Below are 2,427 nucleotides of genomic sequence, written 5' to 3'. Positions count from 1 at the left end.
GGCACCGGCGCTGCCGGAGGCGCAGGCGGTGCGGCTGCCGGTGGTACAGCGATCGGCGCCGCAGCCCTCGGCGCCACCGGACTAGGACGCGGCGGCCTGAACACCACGATGAACCCCGGCCTCAGGCCCGGCACCACACCCACCACGGCCACCGGCCCCGGTGCGGCGGGACTGCGGCCCGCCATCGGCCACGCCGGTGGGGCGACCGGAACCGGGGTCGGTGCTGGTGCTCGCCTGGGCCTCACCCCCGGCACCGGCGCAGGTGCAGGTACAGGCGCCGGTGCTGGGCACGCCCCCGGGACTGGAACCGGGCCAGGGGGACGCACCCCCGGCCTCAACGGCACCACCACTCCCGGCGCCACCACCAGCACCGGCAGCGCAGCAGGAACCGGGACCGGGGCACGCGGGGGGACCATGGCCGCCGGCATGCCCATGGGCGGAGGCGGCGCAGCCGCAGCTGGCAAACAAGACCAGCGCCGCCGCACCACCTTCGGCTACACCGTCCCCGACTTCACCGAACCCACCACCCCCGACCGCAACCACCCCGCACTCCAAGCAGGCTCACGAGACAACCTCCCCGTCCTCCCCCCACCACCCGACCACCACCAAGACCCCGACCGCTGGTAACGACCCAGACGGGCCCGCGCACCAGATGCCCGTCGGGCAGGCGGGTGAACCCGGCGCGCCCCGCAGGACGCGCCGGGTTGGTCTCACCCCTCAGCGGTGGTTCGACACCGCGACCGGTCGCGGCCGGCGCCCGGCCACGACACCTGTGACCCCGAGGCCGACGAGCAGCACCATCAGCAGCAGCGGCACGACCACACCTGTTCCGGTGCGGGCCAGCGCCCCGTCACGCGACGGCGTGCCAGTGCTCTGGTCGCCCTCGTCGACGTCACCCGCCACAGGGTCAGCGACCTCAGGGTCACCGGAGTCGGCATCACCCGCATCGGGACCCGCAGGGTCACCCGGCTCCCCCGGCTCAGACGGCTCACCCGGCTCGGACGGGTCCGCGGGATCGGGCCCCACGGGGTCCCCGCCCTCCGGGTCGCCCGCACCGGGGTCAGCCGGGTCGGGCACGACGGGGTCCGGCTCGGCGAGAGCGGCCTGGACCACGAGTCCGGTCGAGAGGCTGCGCAGGGACCCGTTGGCGGCCTCCCCGTTCAGCTGCACGGTGTGCTCGCCGACGGCGATGTCGTCGGGCAGCGGCAACGATGCGGCGAACTCGCCGTCCTCGTCCACCGACACGGTGCCCAGCAGGTACGGGGTGGAGAACAGCCAGACGTCGACGACGCTGCCCGGCGCGAACCCGGTGCCGCTGACCTGCACGAACCCGCCCTCTCGGACGACCAGCCGCCCCTGGGCGTCGACCTCCATCGCCGTCCCCTGGCTCTCGAAGCCCTGCAGGGTCACGGTGAAGCCGTCGCCGGTGACCGTCCATGCGCCGCGCTCGACCGACGTCTGCACGTCGGTGGGCACCCCGTCCACCCACAGGCGGCTCTGACCGGGCGCCACGACGGGGCGCTCGACGTCCGGGGCGCCCGTGTCGACGGCAACGGGCGTCACCGTGGGGGTGAGGCTGCGGGGGGCGCTCGGCGCACCGGGCCCGAGGTCGGAGACCGCCCGCACCACCACGGTGTAGGTGGTCCCGTTCCTCAGCCCACGGACCACCTGCGGTGACTGCGGGAGGTCCTCGGCGGTGGTCCAGGTCTGGCCGCCGTCGACGGAGTACTCGTAGGTGAGGATCGTCGACCCGCCGTCGTTCGCCGGCGGGGTGACGGTGAGCGTCACGGTCCGGTTCCCGGGGACCCCGGTCACGGTGGGTGCACCGGGGACGTCGTCGGCGGAGAGCACGAAGGTGAACGCCGTGGGTCCGGTGAGCTCGTAGGCGGGGCCCTCCGGGTGGGCGGTGATGACGACCGTCCCGGTGGCCGGGTGGGTGCCGGGCGCCAGGGGCACACCGTCGCGCTGGTAGACGACACCGGTGACCGCGGGGATGGTGACGGTGTCGTCGGCGGTGCCGGGCCGGTCCTGCACGGTGGGCGGCGTCGCGGTGACCTGGCGGATGTCGGTGAACGTGAACGTGAACCCGGAGGCACCGGTCAGCACGAACCCCTCGTCGGCGACCGCGGCGACCTCGACCGTGCCCGAACCCGGGTAGGTCCCAGGGGCGACGGGGGCACCGCTCACCAGGTAGGTCACGCCCTCCACGGCGGGGATCGTGAACGTGTCCTCGTCGGTGCCGAACTCGTCCACGAACGTCGGTGCCACCGCTGTCGCCAGGCGGATGTCGGTGAACGTGAAGGTGAACCGCGACTCGCCGACGAGCTCGTAGCCCTCCTCGGCCTCGGCGTCGATCACGACGGTCCCGGTGCCGGGGTAGGTGCCGGGGGCGACGGGGGTGCCGTCGACGATGTACGCGACGCCTTT

General features: G+C 74.2%; 1 protein-coding gene and 1 pseudogene. One reads left to right on the top strand and one right to left on the bottom strand.

The genetic code is table 11. The features are described from left to right. Positions 1 to 627, top strand: a pseudogene (locus N869_RS18615) (hypothetical protein); the annotation flags it as partial. A 90-nt stretch (positions 628 to 717) separates the two neighbouring features. On the opposite strand, the gene N869_RS14410 reads toward N869_RS18615, so the two are convergent. After that, positions 718 to 2,427: fibronectin type III domain-containing protein (locus tag N869_RS14410; protein ID WP_035062730.1), on the bottom strand; the 1,710-nt coding region annotated here is incomplete at its 5' end.

The organism is Cellulomonas bogoriensis 69B4 = DSM 16987 (assembly GCF_000767165.1).
Taxonomy (GTDB): Bacteria; Actinomycetota; Actinomycetes; order Actinomycetales; family Cellulomonadaceae; genus Actinotalea; species Actinotalea bogoriensis.
Note: the sequence above shows the minus strand (reverse complement) of the source record. Positions and strands in the feature narration are given on the sequence as shown.